Genomic DNA, 17,174 nt, shown 5'->3' on the forward strand with positions numbered 1-17,174 from the left:
GGTCGAAACAATGACCAGTGAGTTGGTCTCGTCATATACACTGGATGAACTGCCTGCTATTTTTTGGCAGGTTCTATCGGTATAACTGTGAAACGGCGATGCTCCGGTTGTATCGAAGTCCCTTTAATAGTTACATCTCCTTTTTGTCGACAAAGTAGTTTCGAGCGGTTTCGATGGGAATAACCTTACCACCGTGTGAGAAATATTTGGCGATCATCTTAGCATACGGAATTTTGTGGTCGCTCTTTATAAGTTTCCTGCCCGAAGGAAGTTGCAGTTCTCGTAGTTGTTGGATGATATCGATGAATGTTGGAAGTTGGCCATCATCAATCAGGATCTTCAGCGATACTTCGTATTCGTTCAGTTCTACAAGTTTTGTATTCAGTTTTTCAATCTCTTGTTTCTGGTTTTAGGTGAGTTCGTCTTTTTCGGTGATAACGATATTGGCAGGTCTCCCATTCCATTCATCTATGCGGTTCGGGTATTTTTGGAACTGTTGGAGCTTTGCAAGGTTCTGCCTGTGCATGCCGTGGTTATTTGAAAAAGGATCTTGCATTTCGAAATGTTTAATCCTTGATTGAACGATCTGCCATACATGACTGAAAAAATCCTCGCTACTTGTCAAGTTATTTTTTAGGGCATAGTTTAAATGGTAGGCATAATAACTAGAAAACTCCTTTTCGTTCATTCTGTATATTTTCAACAAAAAATGGTTGTCATCGTGATTCTGCCATAATCCCATAAAAGTTCCTAAGTCAAATGGGTGGGGTGAAAATGAAAATGGTTTGCGCGGTTTGAAGTAACTGAGGTTCATAAGCTATGATTCTTGAATAAACTAATTTAAGGTTTTTCAAAGAATGCACATTTAACAAATTGCTGTAGGTATCACTTGCTTCCTAGCAACTAAATGATTATGAGACTTCTAGCCTAATCGCTGCGTTCTAGACTATTTTTGGAACCGCAAAATTTTGCTCCGTTACGTATTTGTTATGGTTTTTCAAGAAAAATGGATTTCATGAGTCATTGATAATTTCGAAATTTGTAATTTTGATCGATGTATAATAAATAGTTATCCATAAATTAAGATTAATATCCGTGCGTTGCGGGCTTAAATAATTATTCGCATTCGCGATTAATGAATCAATCTAAACGTTAAACTATATCTGCCATTGAATTCGCTTGAAGTCTTCTAAATACCGTCGGCCTGTTTCCTCTTCAATATCGTATACAAAGCAAATCTTTCCTAATAGCCAATCTTTAAAATTTCGATTTTTTATCCCGCTTTTGATCATGTGGATGTGTGCGCCATTTTTAACGCAATGAAAAATATGGTGTTCGATCTCCTTTTTAATGTGTCCCGGGACGCGTACTTCAGCATTATCCACCGACAATCCAGTAACCAGATATTTGTTCCCACGGACTAGCGTCTTCGTCTTACCCAGATTCACAAAGAACCCCTCACTCCTGATGATCCTGTAAACGACCTTCTTCATCACCTGAAGCGTAGCCCGCTCTCCCGAAAACGTTAGGTCATCTGCGTATCGTGTATATGCGACCTGATATTTCTCAGCCAAACCGGTAAGCCTCTTATCGAGGCGGCGGGCCACAAGATTCGCCAGCTTAGGACTGGTCGGGGCACCTTGTGGGAGGATACCTTGGCCGCTGCCATGTATCTGATCTCTCAGCTTCAGCTCGTTTTGTTTAAAAGCGATAAAGAAATTGTTATCCGGCACAATGGTACATACCTTCGCAAGGTATACAGCAAAGTTGGGATGATAGCCCATTTGCTTGAATATGGCACACACCCGGTGCTCATTGATAGAATCATAAAACCGCAACAAGTCGATCTTTAACACCGCTGCCTTGTTAAGGTGTTCAGCAGCATTCGCTTTGATCGACGTGCCAGGGTCGAAACCTTTACAATTGCTGTGTGAAGGTATTTGAAACAGTACATTGTGCATCAGCCAGCGCTGCAAATACTTTAGATCATTATCCGGCACATGGATAGTTCGGTAACCACCTCTCCGCTTCTTGATCTTGAAACGTGCATAACCATCAACCCTCGAAGAACTGAGTAACAAACGAAATCGTCGGATATTTACCCTCACCTCAAGACAAAGATGTTCTAATGTAAAAAGAACCGGGAGCTTATTCTTTTCGAGTTGCTGTATATATGCAGTAGTTTCATCGATAAAGGCTTGGCTATGTTTTTCAGCCCTAGCTTTTGCAACGAAATCATCCAATGGAAAGGTCATAATGGCAACTCTATTGTGAAATAATGCGAAGCATTTACTGCACAAGTGCCGAACACTTGCAGGTATGTTGTGCAGTAAAAGTTGAAAAGCTGCTTCAGCCCGACTTGGACAACTGTCCAAGATACCTTGCTTTCTTTAAATATGCCGTGTGGCAAACAACGTCGTTCAGACGCAATGAAACAAGATGAAGCTTGCCTTACGACCTTCCATTGAATTTTCGGGGAAGATAGTTAATATTTCGCAAATCATAGGTATCTCGGTCCTCATATGCAACCTTTTGGCTGTTTTTGATACATGCATGCGCTTCCTCATAAAGCTCCAGGCCATGGGTCGTTAGGTTATATCTGGAATTAAAAAGCCCACGCTTCTTTCCTTCATCCAGGTATTCCATATAATCATCAAACGATATACCCAGCCGCTGGCAGATGTTCAATTCATGAACGCCTTCCCTTTGCAGCTTCAGTATACCATACAACGAAAAATCAATACTGCTAACCGATGTGAACCGCTTTGAGCCGCGTTTGATCGACAGTGTTGCAAAACTTTCGATAAGATTCTCCGAGCCAAACTCTTTAAACAGACTCAACTCAAATGACAGCTTCTTTCTGAATGCCCGCGCAAGCGCTATCTTATGAGTGCTGAATCGGGGAATCAACGCGAACCATTTCGTTTTCCCAAAGTCTCCCTGCCAGAAAATGGGCAGCGTATTGTTAGGACTGCCGTAAAAAAAAGACACGAGCGCTTGTGAATTGCCAAAGCCCAGCGCATTCGCGTACTTATGGCCGCCTGATTTAAGCGCCACTGGTTTAGTGAGCTTGCAGCCGTAATCAAAAGCAAGTTCCCGGTAAACGATGTGGTTACGGTAGCCGAAATAGCTTGCGTCAGCGGAAAAGGCTCTGGTATAAATATGCTCTTCGGGAATATGTAGCCGGGTGAAAAAAGGAGTAATATGGCGCTTCCCAGCCTGCATCGCAGCCACACCCAAGAACCGAATTTGCTTGAATTGATTAGTATGCGGCTCGATATCAGATTCAAAATAATCGGCTACGGATTTACCCGTACCCACAAAATCGTCAAGTAGCACCAGGCAGCTATGATCTCCGCTTAATTCTTTAAGCGCGTCGCTCGTAGGACAGAGCGTGATCCTTCTGGCGTTCGATTTGAACGCATCTGTTTTCTTGAGGAGGTAGGTCATCATCGTACCACTCTTCCCGTACACACCGATCGGAACCACAGCAACTTTTTCGTCCAGCGGGACAGCCCGCACAATATCATATAACCCCTGGTGATAGACCTCCTCAATTTCGCCTGACGTGAACACAGTCAGATTCTTGAGCAGCCCAATAGCAAGCCCGACTTCATTTTCCTTAAAATTCGCTAGCCACTTAAGGATATGGTAAGGCGATACCACGCCCTTTAGCCTTGCTGAAACGACATCAAGCGTAACACTATCAATACTGACCTTAAACGACATCGGAATGGATTTTATCAAATATAACATTTAAATACTTACTATAAATTGTCAGCGTTTCATAAATTACACCATGAAATTGAATGTCAAAGAATACATGGAACAAGCAGGGCTTAACCTAAGGACGATGCGGACAAAAAAGTTTGTTCAATCTGTGCCCTCGCCGTGGTTACCGCATCATCCGTTTTTTCGGTAGCGATATCAACTACGATCCTAGTCAGGTCGCCAGCAACGTTTTGATCTTTTACAAGCTATTAATCCAGGGATCATATAGGTGTTAACCCAAAACGCCTCTTTCCTGATACAGCAAAAACGCCTCCAGTACGATATCCGTTGCCTGAGTGTCTATGTAAGGAATCACAATATTCCGGAAATTTTCAGCAGTCCGGACGATGTACTTGCGCAAATAGGTATGCGTTTTCTCCTCTCTTAAGGTGAGCATATGCAATAAGTGAATGCATTGCAGTAATTGTGCTCTGAATTGTGTCTGGTTGATCTGATTAGCTTGAAGTTCTAACAATAAGCCATGAACGCCATCTTTAAAATCGCTAATCACACGTTCCACCCGGTCTAGCCGCAGTTCCAGGCGGTTCAGCAAACAGATTTCTATTGTGCGCTGACCTCTATCATGCTCGTCAATGCCGACTATCCTGATCCCTTCGCCGTTGGGATCAAGGACAAACGCAAAAAAAAATTCAGGGTCGTCGATCTCCGGGTGAAGCAGATAGGGCATCTCATCCAACAGAGGCGAGGTATGCGCCTTGCAAAGCGCCAGGTCTAGCCGACCATCAGGTGAAAAACTCGGTGCGGGCACCCTGGGTCCAAGAATGGGAAATTGATTGTGTTTGGCACCTTCGCGATTACAGGTAATACATGAAGGTATCAGATTACTCCACTCGTAGCATAACCAATAGTATCCCAAATGCCCCACATCTTCAGCTATGCCCTTTTTAGGCCGATAATGTTCAATATCCGCTTTAGTAAGCCTTTCGCAATAAGCGCATTTGTATTGATAGGCGATCGCAAGCTGATCCTCTACGTGGGAACGTCTGCCATCCGGCGTATTATATGTATCTCGGTAGACAGCGTCTGAAATCAGCGCTAAGTTACGCGTACCCACGATACGATTTAAATCCTCTAATGTAGCTTCGGAGGCCAGCCGTGCCGTTTTGTCTTCATCACGCTTGATCACATATCTCATTGGCCGCGCTGTCTAAATAAACGGATCAGTTCCTGTTCTTTTTCATCCGAGAGATAGGCAGCAATCCGAGCCTTGACTAGATCATTGAATTCCAATTCTGTGTACGTAGTCTCGGTCCTTACTAATTTCTTGTTCTCATGACTTTCTGGAACGATATCATCCAGACCAAAGATCGGTGAGGTCAAAATGGTGTTGGGCAGCAGGTCACCCAAATGTAAACGTTCGTCAAGACGCGTTATCCTAACCCCCTCATCGCGAATACGCTCTACTTTGAACAGCTGGCTGTTCCTAGGAGCTCCCAATAGCGGAATAGGGCTATGCGTGGACACGATGAACTGGATCTTAGGGAAGGTCCTAGTCAACTGGATAACAATGTTCTTCTGCAACTTGGGATGAAGATGAATATCGATTTCATCGATCAGTACAATGCCTGTGAATTCCGCAGGATCGCTAACCTCGGGTTGCTGCAAATAGAGTCGGACCAGAATATCACCGATCATTGCCACCATGCTTTTAAGTCCCGAAGCCAGTTTATCAAAAGTCACACCTGGTAATTCCTGGCCATCGTTATCTTGTTCGATGTAGGTGGTGCCATCTTGATCATTGACCTGGTCGCTGAAGTCAATTCGATGCAGATTCGGTAAAATATCGATCAGGATCTCGGTAATAAAATATTTGCGCTTATCGAAAAGTGCTTTGCTAGAAGAGTCGCTGCGCCAACGCTCGAATTGGTGCTGCAGATCGATCAAATAGGTCTCGTCATCAAATAAAGAGGCGGTCAAATCGTCGACATTCATATCCGGTAAGACCAATTGCGGTTGGTTCTTAAGATGATTGGTTCGTAACCGGGATTGGCCGTATGCTGCAAATCCATAGGTAAGCGGATAATTTTGCGGAAAGCCCATGTGAGGGTGCACGATCCAAGTGACCTCGCCGCCCTCAGAAAACAATCTCAACTCTACTTTTGGTGCGCCATTATCAATGCCCTTTGACTTTACATCGATACCGCAGATCGCTGCTGCAATGGCACGTAATATCGATGATTTACCGGTACCATTCTCCCCAGTGAAAAATATCCATTGTGAGGTAAAGGGGATATCGGTGATCTCCAAATGTTTGATCGGGCCAAAATCCTCTATATTAAGACCCTGAAGTTTGATAGTCGCTGGCGCGTCACTATTGAAATCTGTGTCTGTCTGCTGAACCCTGTAGCTGTCGATCTTAGATTTTTGTTCTTCAAACTCAGTAGCAGAAATGAAGCCGATACCAGTTTTGTCATCTAAAAAAAAATCGGGAGCATAGTGTGAAATGATTTCATCGATCGAAACTTTGTCAGTCTTGATAAAAGTGTCTAATGAAGCCAAATAAGGGCCGGTGTATTTTTTGCGAAAGCGTTTGCCGAGGACCTCCAACTGAAGTTCATTTAAAAGGTAGGTATTGATGAACCGCCGTTTCTCATCAGAATCCGAAGTATTTATCTCCAAATAGGTCTCGCCGGTGAGAAATTCTATGACGAAAATAATATTGGGAGATTTATTCTTCCAATCCATGCCCGTCCAAAAGGAAACAGCCAGGTAGCTTTCGTTACCATAAAACCAATAGCCATGTTCCAATTTGCCTTCGCGGTTACTCCGCCGAAATGTAAAATGGAACGATGGATCACTATTCCAACGTCTGACTAGCAGTTGATAAACTTCATTATGTACACTCTGGACTTGCATCGTCAGGGTTTCAACTCAAAATAACTCGTCATTTGATTAGGATCGCTTTTCTTGGGCAACTTTTTCGTTCCCCATTTTCCGATGCCGAACTGCTCATTCATAAATCGAGGCACCCAATCCTGTGCAAGGTCTTCTTTGTTTTGAAGATCGTCAGGTAATGATCCGGCGATCTTCATTTTTAAAGACATCCATCTCCCACTCCCTGCTTTTATTTCGCTTAAAAGCTTACTATCAGCGCGGACCTTTGCAAATGCATTCTTGACATACATTTCCAACACATCTTCCTGACTCAGTTCTGCCTGGTATCCTTCCTCATCATCAATTTCTACTTCTACTGTACCGACAGTCTCCCGTACACTCTGCAGCTGCTTGGCGAACTTATCTTTTAGAAGTGAACCATAGGTTATAGCGTCCGGGGCCTCGTAGGCTAGGTCACGAACTTTATAAATCGCTTCGAAGCTTAACACTCTAACCGACAAAGGATAAGGCTTACCGCCCGAACTGCTCCAGAATATTCCGTTACCGGGTATTGGTTCATTTAATAAGGAGCTGAGCAGGTCATTGCTGAAGTGCGCATTCGCTTTACGAAGTGCGGTCAGATCGACCGCCGAAAGTAGATGAAAGATGAACCAATTATCGCCTTGACTTAGGATCTCATCGGAAATACTACCCGGTTGCTGGGTGATCAAAACCGCACCTAAACCAAATTTTCGCCCTTCTTTTACCCAAGCTACATATGGCCCTTCCGCGCCTCCGGAACTACCTAATACAGACTGAGCTTCTTCAATGACCGCGATGGTCGGTATGCTATTAGGCTCTGCTTTAGTGAATTCATTTTGATTATGTTCGAAAATCTGCTGCAGAATAATACCCGATAAGATCAGTCCGTTCTGACCGCGCATCTGAGAGATATCGACGACACATAATTTACCGTTACGCAGAGACTCAAAAAGCATGTCCAGCATTTGGCTGCTCGGATCGTGAATGAGTCTGACAATAGTGGTAATATTTGATCGGATAGCGATAATCTCCGCATCCTGACGGTCCGTGTCTCTGTCTCCCAGAATTATCTCTCGAAGATCTTCGAGCGGCGTAGTATTTCCAAGCCGATAAACAAGGTCGATCAGCCTGGTCCAATTGGCCGCATTTAGGGCTTTCAATTTTTGCACGTTTTGCTGCGCCTGTCGTTCAGCAGGCAAGGCAATCGCAATAACCTCTGCGGGTTTTAAACGCCGGATATCTAGCTTGATACTTCCTGCTACGAAGGATTGGTATAACGGGCTTGTCGAAGCGCGGTTGGTAAAAACTACAACCTTATCTTCCAATTCCGGAACATCGCAAAGTCCTGGCCGACCGCTGTCGTCGGGCCAGAAATACTCGCCATCCGGGTCAAAGATCACTGTACCTACTGGGACTTGTTTCCCTTTTCGGGTGATAGTTGGTGGTGTGGCATATAGGGTACTGAACAAGAGTTTAACCAGGTTGGATTTTCCGAAACCGGCCCTCGCAAAAACGAAAGAACGCCTGGAGACCAATTGCTCGACCTTGAATCTGGCCTTTACCTCAGGCGATTTTGGTAGCATCCAGGATTCCAAAATAGCCTGGCTATTGGATTTAGATCCATTGAAGACAAATTCTCCGTAAGCCAAGTAGCCAAAGGCTGCGGCAGGTCTGCCTTCATCGATCATTAGATTGTGCCCCGCTACCTCCTGCAATAATTCATCACTTAAAAAAGCCACTTTACTGCCTACATGTGGAAGACGGCGGTGAGACGGTGCAAATTGTATCTCGTCTCCTTTTTTGCGCAGCACACCCAATACCCGGATATCGATCTTATATTTTAAATAACCTTCTCTTAAATCCTCTGAAATTTCTCTGCGCTCAGAGATAGACCGCAGCGCATAATCCTCGCCAGCTGAACCTGCCAACTTTCCCATAGCGGCTACCGCAGTGATACGGCCAAGAACTGCCTCGTCATCGCCTTCTAAAGCTACGATCAAAAACTGTCCGTGCATCGGGATGTTCTGGAACGAATTGTCATAACCTAGTACGATATCAGCATGGAATTCAAGCCCGCCTTCGCTAAAGCCTTTGAATATGCCTACAATCTTGCTTTCTGGGAAAAATTTCATGATTGACGATTTGCGATAGAGGGGTTAGTAAAGTTTTGGTGATCAACAATATGCCTTTGACCGGCAGGGAGTAAATTTTTTACGGAAGCAACGACCTCGTCCTGTAAGATGTCCAGATCAAAATCGACCACTTGAGCATGCTCTAGTGCTTTTTGCAGGCAAGCCGGATAATGTGGTATCGGAAAGCCGTCGAAGGTATCCATATATAGATAACCAAAGATATCGGCATCAGAATCGGTCTGCGAATTGAGCAGGTCAATTGCCCAGATAGGATCACCCGCTTGTTTACCAAAACGCGCTAAATATAGACTGCCTACCGAGAATTTATTTACTTCGCTATACGCGTTGTCTTCGTCCGAACGAGCCATGTATTCTTTCCATACATAAGACCGCTCTTCCATTAGTTCTGGTACACGGGCGAAACGGGGATCTCCGGCAGGAAAGACCCCTTCAAGTTGTATGGCCAGGGAATAACGGCTCAGCACCTGACTATGTTTAGCGATGCCCGCAATATAGATCCTGATCCTTTTTTCTTTGTAGTCTTTATCTATCTTTTGCTTAATCCGATCCATCATTTCAATAAACAAAGGTCGCTTCTGCCCTTGATCGTATTTAAAGATCTTGCTTCTGAGCAAGCCGTCCCGAACTATTACCGTATGGTTAGCAAATCCTTTATAACAGATCTTATCATATAAGACCGCCCATTCACAAAGATCACGATAGGTAAGCACCCAAGATCTTGAGATATCCTCGGGATGTTCCCGCATCTTTTTACCAGAAGGTATCATTGGACTGAGTTCACTAAGCGTTTTACATTTAAGATCGCGCATGAGTGTGCCCAAAACTGTTTTAGGTTCGCCTCGCTCGTCAAACTGGCGGGCGCTCAATTCGTCCGTGTTGGTCGAAGGTGTCAGGACATCCGAACACTCATTATTTCCATTAGAATCTACAACACGGATCAACTGAAAATAAAAAGGGTTATAGACCAGTTTATTGCTCGTTCCATCGGTCGCAACTAAGGAAAAAGTATTGATCGTACGAGGCTTGATTACGCGGACGGATGCCTTAATCTCCAAAACCTCGCTGCGCAGGTCAGTTAATAGCTGCCGCTCTACAAGTGCGCAATCTCGGATCGCCTGCTTGATATAAGGTAGTTCTTCCGGGTCAAACATAATTAAATAGTTAAGGTAGCATAAACATCTATTTCTTCAACATAAGTCCCAGTTTGCCCTTTGAACTGATTAGCCTGTCGTTTCGCCGGAAAAGGCTTACCGGCCGATCGCAGAGCTTTAAGTTCCCAGCCGCAATCTGCTATGACCAGAGACTCTTTGATGATCTCTCTTGGTGTTTTAACCGACAAACTGGGCAAGGCGCCAAAGCGAATCACCATCTTGGCGTTTGGTTTGCATTTGAGTGCAGTATTGGACCAAACCTTTGCTAGGTCATTGATAAAAGTTGTTTCTGAACCATGTTTTAACTGACTGGCTGAAGAGTAATTTACCTGGTCACTTCCGCCCAGAAACCAATTTCGTAGCCATTGGTCCTGTTCGTAGGTGGACATCCCAAAATAAGGCGGTGACGTAATAACCCAGCCGATATCCTGATCGAAAGAATCTGCTATCGAGCGGCTGTCTCCTAGAATGATTTGACCACCCACTTTTCGGGGGAGCTCTTCGTTGAACACGTAGGCTGCCTTTCGCTTCACCAAGCTGGCCAGGTCAACCTTATCGGCGATCAAACCGTTTTTTATCCAATATTGAACAGAATAATTTGGTTTCGTCGCAAAGGTCCTCGGCATCTGATTAGACAGGTAAGAAGCCTGTGTTTTCATCTTGGGACCGTGCAGAATACCCAGGATAATCGCACGCAGGGAGATGTCGATGTCGTCCAACAGCGTTTTAGTCATAAAATACTTGCGTAACTTGCATACTTCCGCCAGTGTTTCAGGATGATAAGCTAGTTCCCAGTATTCACCCTGCGGCAGATCAGTATCGGGCATCTCGGCCAATACCGCCCGGCAGCGGGCATCAATCTCTTTCTCTGAAACATAGAGCAATTTACTTTGTGCTACGGCCTGCGCGATAGGATTACTGTCAACGCCATAAGAATTTAGCCCCAGCAAACGTGCCGCAAAATTTGTAGTGCCCCGCCCGCAAAATGGATCGTAGACCAGATCGGTTTTCCTGGCCCGCTGCAAAGTTTGAAATGGAAAAGCCAATGGAAACATCGTAAAATATGGGCATATCGTATTAAGCCTAAGCCTAGGATGTGATCTGTTATGTATCTGAATAGGTTCCTTTTTCATACAGCCGCCGCAACGCCCCCATAGTTATAGTTCAAAAATGCCACACTGAACTGATCGATGATCACCAGCAAGCTTGTACATAACTGTGACCGCAGACCATAGTAAATAATCCGATTAAGAAAGCAGTTCGCTGATCGAAAAATAAAATTGTATAATTTGCTATTGTTGAGTATATTGATCATGAAGTTAGATCTTGCTTAAGTCGTATAAAGCTATAAATGTTTTTTTAATTTACAATTTTTTTAATTAAAGATATCTTCGCCTATCAATAATAAAACCTAAGGATCGGTTTTTGCTGGTTCTTTACGTAAAATTAGTGCCGGCCGTGTCGCACATTGATTCAAGAAGCAGCTGCAGCAAACTAAACTGATATTTTACACGTACAATATATAACCACCATTCAGTCCCAGCATATCACTGGTGGTGATAAAGAGTATCTGAAAATAAAAGGATATTTCATAACGTTGAATGCACTATTAACAAAGTATAACTGCACATTATCTTTGAGTCCCAATATTTTTTACTGCTATATCTCAAACTATGGTTAACAGTAATAAGCTGGTACTTATTAAAAAGTGAAGATAATTCGAAATCAATTTCAGATTGTGTAAAAGAAGGAGGCAAAGATTCTATTATCTTTTATTCCTAATAGTTTTGTAAACTAACGAATAAAGCACATACCCATTTCGAAACACTGAATCTCTTATTTACTTCAAATCTTTAGGTGAATAATAAAATAACAAAAAAAACAGGAAAGTTCTTGTCTTCAAGCAAGGGATTAGTAAGTCAACAGTTTACCTTACAATTTCTATGGAATGTTTGTTTATTTTTCTAAAAATTCGTATATTTAGATAATAGCAATTGCAACAAAAAATACAGACAAAAAGGTGAGTGATTCGGTGAGTCGCTCTTAAAAAACCTTCAAGATAGCACTTGAACGCTGAGAATTGAACGAAGTTCACATCCCAGCGGTATCAAAGAAGATAGTTCCATAAATATGAAAAAGCTTGCAAGTCAAATGATTGCAAGTTTTTTGTTTACCGGGAAAATTCAAAATTTCTAATAAATCACAAATGATGAGGTCACGGCCGAGAATATCTCGAATTTTCTGTTTTTTCAAAGCCGTAAAAAAAAGTTATTAATATAAATTTTTTCACGTTTATCCCTACTTGTGATAAGTTATACTACAAAAGCTCGGCTAATAAAGGGACTACCTACATTTAAATTCTAAAAACTCGGAATCTTTTGCATTTTGCTACCTCAAGATTCAGCATTTGATCCTAAATCACCACCGCTCATATATACTAATATTATTAGCTTTAAATTTATTCAAATAAGACCTAAATTATTTTTACTAATTTATTTAGTTTAAAAGTTATTTATATATCTTTGCCTTAGGTCATTAATCCCAGCCAAAAGTTTAAATCTAGCGCAAATGTATAGAACATCTTCTTCCGACCTTTTCAGTCTTGAAGCACAGCAAAGTAAACAGCTAGGACAAGCTTTAAAGCCACTTGTTTCCAATATTATTGACGGCTTAGAATATTATAATGATTTTATCTCTAGGGAAGAAGAAAATAATCTCATTAAAATAATCAATCAGGAACCCTGGCTAGGTGATTTAAAGCGCAGAGTACAACATTATGGATGGAAATACGATTACAGAGCGCGATCGCTAAATTCGGAATTGTTCTTGGGGCCCTTACCTACCTGGGCACAAAACTTAGCATTAAGGTTACAATACCAGGGAATAATTCAAGATCTCCCAGATCAGGTGATTATTAATGAATACAAGCCAGGTCAGGGAATTGCTAACCATGTTGATTGCGAACCTTGTTTTGGTGATACCATCATTTCAATAAGTTTAGGGTCAATTAGTGTAATGAGTTTTATTAACCTTCAGTCGAATATGAGAGTAGATGCAGTATTAGAGCGCAGAAGTGCTATATGTATAAAGGGCGAGTGCAGATACAATTGGTCTCATGGTATTTCAGCACGATTAGCGGATAATATTCATGGAGTTAGGATCAACAGAGGGCTAAGGATCTCAATCACATTTAGAAAAGTAATTATCTGAATTTGTGTAATCTTTGAAATAGGCTATACTAATAACTTCCTCGTGTTGCTCTCTAATGCCATATTTATTTAAGAATAACCTTCCGGAATGTCATAGAGATCCTTAATTGTCGCTTGATGTATTGGTTATTTATGGTATCTGCAAGTCTACAAGGAATGCCGTGAGACCACTTGTATCTGGACTCATCTTTGATTATCATAGCACTCCTTGGTTCAAGAACTAGCTCCAATTTTTCCTTAGTATCTAAATTAATTAGGTTCAAGATACATAATGACCCTAGGCTCAAGGATACAATTGAATCACCAAAACAAGCTTCACAATCAACATGGTTAGCAATTCCCTGACCAGGCTTGTATTCATTAATAATGACTTGGTCAGCCAGCTCAGTGGTATAACCCTGTTGATATAACCGTTCCGCTACGTAGGATGTCCATTGAGGTAAATCACCGAGATACATACTGTAATCTATGCCTCTTTTTTTATAATCATACTTCCAACCGTAGTGTTGTACTCTCCTTTTCAAATCCGCCAACCAATCATTTTTATTGATATTTTTTAAGAGACCATCTTCTTCTTCAACTGTAATAAAATCAGGGATGTACGTTAATCCAGGAATTATCATTGGATTTTCCTTTTCTTTTTCCTTACCATAATCATTTGGAAAGGGGTTAAACAAATCAAATATATCCTGCATAAAACTGAATCTTATTAATCTACTTCAATAATCGTCCCGAAATTAACTATTATAAGATATTAAGGACCAATAAATTTTAAGATTTCGTAATAAACCTTTTCACTTGATTCAGACGAAGTTGCTTTGTACCGAATTGTTTCTGTGCCATTCAATAGTTTATCATGACGCAAACGAGACTTAAAGTCTATATATTTTACATTGCGGATATCGTTGTCTGGATTTTGAAAGATAAGATAAACATTATCCCAAAGTTTTACAACATTCGAGACTAATTCTGCTAGTTCTGCTGAATCAAGAGAATCGCTTGCGAACAAATATGAGGCATTAAAAACTACGGGGTTATTTCTGCCGGCAACTGTAAAAAGTACACCAAAATCAATTTTATTCCAATCTTCCCAATAGTAGAAACTGCTGTTTGAAAACAATGGAGAATCCTCAATTTTTTTTGCCCTGGCAATCATAGCAGGCGCAATATCCACTCCGACGTAAGTGAATGATAGTGCTTTTCCTGTGGAAGACATCATTAGATCGGCAATTGCAATTCCTGACGTCAAAGGTCCGCATCCCAGATCAATCATGATCGGTCTATAGTCTTCATTATCAAAAACTGTTTTTAAGGAGGGTAGAATTCTTTCAAATACTGCATAAGATGTAAAGAAATGTTTTTTCATATTGAAAAAACAATAAAGCAAAACCTTTTCACAAGGACTTATCTCATTATAAGCAGATCTAAAATCTGTCCTCCCACTGTTGAGCACATCTCTTAGTATTGTCTTATTATCATATTTCCACCACCTTCGCGCAAAATGATGGATTTGAGGATGTCCATAATATTCTTCATTAATGCTGTTAACGATATCCCTGAAATATGTTGAGCTTTCCAACCTATCCCTAATTACTTCAATAGGTTGTACAGAAAAAGCATCCTCTCCTGATAGTAGGGAACAGACAACGGGATGTGCCAATAAGGGATATTTGGTAACTAATTCAGAATTGCTGCAAAGTTCGAAAAACTTTTGGAGGTGATGAGTCATGCCCTTTTCTCCAAAAGCTTTATAGGCTTTATTGATATATAGTAGAATGATATCCACAGAAAGACGTGCATTGCTGTCTTCATCCAAAAGCTGAGATTCTTCAAGTAGGCCTAAAACGATGGGTAGCTTCCTGAAATAATCTTTTGCAATATCTTCTACAAGGGAAAACTCCAGTAGCGCTTGCAGACGGAGACGACCTGCTGTTTCCTCAAGATCACTGATGAGGGTTTCTAATAACGAATCGATACCAATAATAGCAAGTTTTTCAGCTGAAATAGATATCAGTTCCATGAGAATTCCAAATGAGTTACTTGATGTCCGATCTTTAACATAATTGATGTATGATTGCGAACGGGCGATTGGGCCGAAGAACACTTTATCAAATTCCAATGCATGAAGCTCCGACCCAGATTGTTTATAGAAAAAATTTGACAATTCTTTTTCATGTCTCTCTAACCATTGATCAAATTCTTTTGGCGGAAGGGTTTGTATAGCTTGAATGAGCGCATCAATATTCATTACTTTTTAAATTTCTGTTTTTTATCAAATTCTATTAAATGTTCTAGACCGTTTAAGTCAATTTTTGAAATATTATCTCTCATGAGTTCAAATAAGTGTGTTTTTTTGAGTCCGTAATTTGTTACCAAATTTTGAACTAGGGCTGAGTTTGCAGAAATTTGATTCGGATAGATTCGATCTAGGGACTCAAAGATTTTGTCCAATTTGTTAACCCTTCTGTATACATTAATAGTTGAAGTAAGATATGGATAAGATTGATCCATATACTCATAGGCTTCGGAACTTACTGTCAAGGTGTCTCTATGTTCGTTTGAATTGTATATCAAATAGTTATAACTATTCGCTTTGTTTGTTCCATTAATAGCGAACCAATAGGAAGTTTCTATTACAAAACGATCCAAGTATGAGCTTATCCTGAACTTTATGGATTGGTGGCGTCTACTGAGCGAAGAAAAAAATGGATCTATTAAATTTATATTCGTATCTTCCTTAATCATCGTTTTATATCCATAATATAATCCAAGGACGGCCATTAAAAATTCAGATGCACTTTTTGACAATGGTGAATTATTTTCAAGAAAGTTATTTCTAACGGCCTGCTTATCTGTATGCTGCCTGCTTTTATTTGAAAATCTGGACAAAAACAATAATGCTAATACTGGATAATTACGTTGAACAATCGTTTGCATGACAACATCCTTATAGGACACTTTTTTTCCCTGCAGCCGTTCAAAAAGTGAGGAGATCTCCAATAGTTCATGCTTCTCAGCATTATTTGCCAAACCACTTTCAATGGCGACATGCAAAATTTTCTGCGCAAAGGATAGGTCCATTTCAATATTATCATAAATCGCTTTTAATATCATTTGGAATAATAGCCTTTGAACCGTTGTCGTTTCTATTTCGCCTGGAAATATAATGTATTTATAGAGAGCAATATCTCTGGTAACTTTCGCATTCACGACCGGGTTCACTACGGATAAAGCCGAAAAATAGTTTGTAGTATATTCTTCAAAAAGTCCTTCCCTATCTGCAAAAAAAACGCCTGCATTTTTCATAAACGCAAACATCCCCATGACCTTATCGAATCTATCCATGATATCGTGCCATTTATCGATTCCGTGATTAGGTTCGAGCGTTATCGCTTCTAAATTGACATTTAATAGCCTCTGACTAGTGGATACATAACACATTTTTTCTTCAACAAAAAAATCTGGAAATGTTTTTGCAGATGAAATAAAACCAGTTTTGGATTGATCAGTCTTAAAGACAATCGCTTTCACTCTAGACAAAGGAATTGGCTTATTGCAACAAAACAATGGAGTCCCTGAAATCTCTGTTAAGTCCAAATGATCTGTAGTGATATCTAAAAGCGCATCATCATCTCCAAACTGATTAACTGGCCCCGCCCCGAGAACAATGTGTTGCGGGAATTGTGTAAAAATATCATGTTTTCTGTTTTCTCTAACATAGATCTCACTTTCCTCCAAAACTATTGGATATATTAATCCGGTATTAAAATAATGTGAGATATTCGATACTTTGACCTGGATAAATAGCCTTTTGAAGCTTTCTTTTGGCCGAGCATTCGATATCGCTTCTTTTTGCATGGCATCACCTAATTCAAGTTGAGGTTCATTACGGAAGTCCCAGTCTTTTAATCGCTTCATCAAAGTATCCTTATTTCCTTTCGAATCAAGTTTCCTTTCTTCACATAGTTGCTTCAGCCTTCCAGCTTCCAGTTTTTTATATTCCATTATTATAT

Annotated in this window: 12 protein-coding genes; 1 reads left to right on the top strand and 11 read right to left on the bottom strand. The window is 41.0% G+C overall.

Annotated elements, in window-relative coordinates; all coding sequences use genetic code 11:
* Positions 1–409 precede the first annotated feature (409 nt).
* From OQX62_RS09325 to OQX62_RS09360, 8 genes are all read right to left on the bottom strand, one after another.
* On the bottom strand, positions 410–814 hold the full coding sequence (locus OQX62_RS09325) for a hypothetical protein (protein ID WP_265831213.1): 405 nt from the start codon (positions 812–814) through the stop codon (positions 410–412).
* Positions 815–1,157: 343 nt separating this feature from the next.
* Positions 1,158–2,081 carry a reverse transcriptase family protein gene (locus OQX62_RS09330; protein ID WP_265831214.1) on the bottom strand — a complete coding sequence of 308 codons (924 nt, stop codon included), beginning with the start codon at positions 2,079–2,081 and terminating at the stop codon, positions 1,158–1,160.
* Between the two features lie 370 nt (positions 2,082–2,451).
* Positions 2,452–3,729 (bottom strand): hypothetical protein, encoded by a 1,278-nt coding sequence (locus OQX62_RS09335; RefSeq protein WP_265831215.1) that lies wholly within the window; start codon positions 3,727–3,729, stop codon positions 2,452–2,454.
* Between the two features lie 274 nt (positions 3,730–4,003).
* Positions 4,004–4,927, bottom strand: a complete 924-nt coding sequence (locus OQX62_RS09340; RefSeq protein WP_265831216.1) for a hypothetical protein — start codon at positions 4,925–4,927, stop codon at positions 4,004–4,006.
* Complete coding sequence (locus OQX62_RS09345) at positions 4,924–6,648, bottom strand: AAA family ATPase (protein WP_265831217.1); 1,725 nt, start codon at positions 6,646–6,648, stop codon at positions 4,924–4,926. Before OQX62_RS09345 ends, OQX62_RS09340 begins: the two co-directional genes overlap by 4 nt.
* 2 nt (positions 6,649–6,650) lie before the next feature.
* Positions 6,651–8,780, bottom strand: a complete 2,130-nt coding sequence (locus tag OQX62_RS09350; RefSeq protein ID WP_265831218.1) for an ATP-binding protein — start codon at positions 8,778–8,780, stop codon at positions 6,651–6,653.
* Positions 8,777–9,952, bottom strand: a complete 1,176-nt coding sequence (locus tag OQX62_RS09355) for a hypothetical protein (protein ID WP_265831219.1) — start codon at positions 9,950–9,952, stop codon at positions 8,777–8,779. The genes OQX62_RS09350 and OQX62_RS09355 overlap by 4 nt, the downstream gene beginning before the upstream one ends.
* Positions 9,953–9,954: 2 nt before the next feature.
* Complete coding sequence (locus OQX62_RS09360; RefSeq protein ID WP_265831220.1) at positions 9,955–11,085, bottom strand: DNA methyltransferase; 1,131 nt, start codon at positions 11,083–11,085, stop codon at positions 9,955–9,957.
* Positions 11,086–12,520: 1,435 nt separating this feature from the next.
* On the opposite strand from OQX62_RS09360, the gene OQX62_RS09365 reads away from it, so the two are divergent.
* Positions 12,521–13,162, top strand: coding sequence for an alpha-ketoglutarate-dependent dioxygenase AlkB (locus tag OQX62_RS09365; protein ID WP_265831221.1), 642 nt, complete (start codon positions 12,521–12,523; stop codon positions 13,160–13,162).
* Positions 13,163–13,226: 64 nt separating this feature from the next.
* Here OQX62_RS09365 and OQX62_RS09370 read toward each other — a convergent pair whose 3' ends face one another.
* Genes OQX62_RS09370 through OQX62_RS09380 form a run of 3 tightly spaced genes read right to left on the bottom strand, consistent with a single transcriptional unit; the run spans position 13,227 to position 17,166 of the window.
* A complete protein-coding gene (locus tag OQX62_RS09370; protein WP_265831222.1) occupies positions 13,227–13,856 on the bottom strand; it encodes an alpha-ketoglutarate-dependent dioxygenase AlkB in 630 nt (209 codons plus the stop codon).
* Between the two features lie 59 nt (positions 13,857–13,915).
* Positions 13,916–15,409, bottom strand: a complete 1,494-nt coding sequence (locus OQX62_RS09375; protein WP_265831223.1) for a hypothetical protein — start codon at positions 15,407–15,409, stop codon at positions 13,916–13,918.
* A complete protein-coding gene (locus OQX62_RS09380; protein WP_265831224.1) occupies positions 15,409–17,166 on the bottom strand; it encodes an SAP domain-containing protein in 1,758 nt (585 codons plus the stop codon). Before OQX62_RS09380 ends, OQX62_RS09375 begins: the two co-directional genes overlap by 1 nt.
* Positions 17,167–17,174: the final 8 nt, after the last annotated feature.

It is taken from the genome of Pedobacter sp. MR2016-24 (assembly GCF_026239655.1).
In the GTDB taxonomy this organism is placed as follows: Bacteria; Bacteroidota; Bacteroidia; order Sphingobacteriales; family Sphingobacteriaceae; genus Pedobacter.

What these genes read in the sequence shown, in the direction of transcription:
- OQX62_RS09355 (WP_265831219.1), bottom strand. Translation starts at nt 9,952, where the DNA reads ATGTTTGACCCGGAAGAACTACCTTATATCAAGCAGGCGATCCGAGAT.
- OQX62_RS09360 (WP_265831220.1), bottom strand. Translation starts at nt 11,085, where the DNA reads ATGAAAAAGGAACCTATTCAGATACATAACAGATCACATCCTAGGCTT.
- OQX62_RS09345 (WP_265831217.1), bottom strand. Translation starts at nt 6,648, where the DNA reads ATGCAAGTCCAGAGTGTACATAATGAAGTTTATCAACTGCTAGTCAGA.
- OQX62_RS09340 (WP_265831216.1), bottom strand. Translation starts at nt 4,927, where the DNA reads ATGAGATATGTGATCAAGCGTGATGAAGACAAAACGGCACGGCTGGCC.
- OQX62_RS09350 (WP_265831218.1), bottom strand. Translation starts at nt 8,780, where the DNA reads ATGAAATTTTTCCCAGAAAGCAAGATTGTAGGCATATTCAAAGGCTTT.
- OQX62_RS09380 (WP_265831224.1), bottom strand. Translation starts at nt 17,166, where the DNA reads ATGGAATATAAAAAACTGGAAGCTGGAAGGCTGAAGCAACTATGTGAA.
- OQX62_RS09365 (WP_265831221.1), top strand. Translation starts at nt 12,521, where the DNA reads ATGTATAGAACATCTTCTTCCGACCTTTTCAGTCTTGAAGCACAGCAA.
- OQX62_RS09375 (WP_265831223.1), bottom strand. Translation starts at nt 15,409, where the DNA reads ATGAATATTGATGCGCTCATTCAAGCTATACAAACCCTTCCGCCAAAA.
- OQX62_RS09325 (WP_265831213.1), bottom strand. Translation starts at nt 814, where the DNA reads ATGAACCTCAGTTACTTCAAACCGCGCAAACCATTTTCATTTTCACCC.
- OQX62_RS09335 (WP_265831215.1), bottom strand. Translation starts at nt 3,729, where the DNA reads ATGTCGTTTAAGGTCAGTATTGATAGTGTTACGCTTGATGTCGTTTCA.
- OQX62_RS09370 (WP_265831222.1), bottom strand. Translation starts at nt 13,856, where the DNA reads ATGCAGGATATATTTGATTTGTTTAACCCCTTTCCAAATGATTATGGT.